The sequence below is a fragment of the Shinella sp. genome (assembly GCF_052438155.1).
Classification (GTDB): Bacteria; Pseudomonadota; Alphaproteobacteria; order Rhizobiales; family Rhizobiaceae; genus Shinella.
The window spans coordinates 1-600 of sequence record NZ_JBQVPI010000113.1; the positions used below are offsets into that span (position 1 = coordinate 1).

A 600-nucleotide genomic window follows, 5' to 3' on the forward strand; every position below is an offset into this window, starting at 1 on the left:
GTAACAAGGTAGCCGTAGGGGAACCTGCGGCTGGATCACCTCCTTTCTAAGGATATTGGCAGAAAGCGCCTGATTGGATCGCAAGATCCTCGTATCGGGAAGAGCTTCTTCCGTTCCAAAGAACATTGCCGTCGTCCTCATGTCCCTTCATCCTGGAGATTTCGCTGTCGCGAATGTGTGTTTTTCACATGTTTGCGAGCAGCGGATAACGCCGCCTTTGGGCAGCCCGGGCTTGCCCGCCTAAGCCGAAAGGCCGCAGGTGGGGCCGGTAGCTCAGGTGGTTAGAGCGCACGCCTGATAAGCGTGAGGTCGTAGGTTCAACTCCTACTCGGCCCACCATTATAGACGCGCTGCTCGCTTTGTGTGCGAACACGAAAGAGCGGCGATCATGGTTGGGGGCCTTAGCTCAGCTGGGAGAGCACCTGCTTTGCAAGCAGGGGGTCATCGGTTCGATCCCGATAGGCTCCACCACCACGCATTTCTCCAGAGATGAAGACAACATATTCCGGCGCGGATTTATCCGTAGCCGGTGTGCGGGCCCATGAGTGGCCTGCTCTTTGACATTGTGAATGGGTTTTTTAATCGATGCCGTGGTTGCAT

General features: G+C 55.8%; 2 tRNA genes. Both read left to right on the forward strand.

Annotation, left to right across the window (positions count from 1 at the left end):
• The first annotated feature begins 262 nt into the window (after positions 1-262).
• Positions 263-339: transfer RNA gene (locus tag ACT6VE_RS34870), tRNA-Ile, on the forward strand.
• 56 nt (positions 340-395) lie between these two features.
• A tRNA-Ala gene (locus tag ACT6VE_RS34875) sits at positions 396-471 on the forward strand.
• Positions 472-600 lie beyond the last annotated feature (129 nt).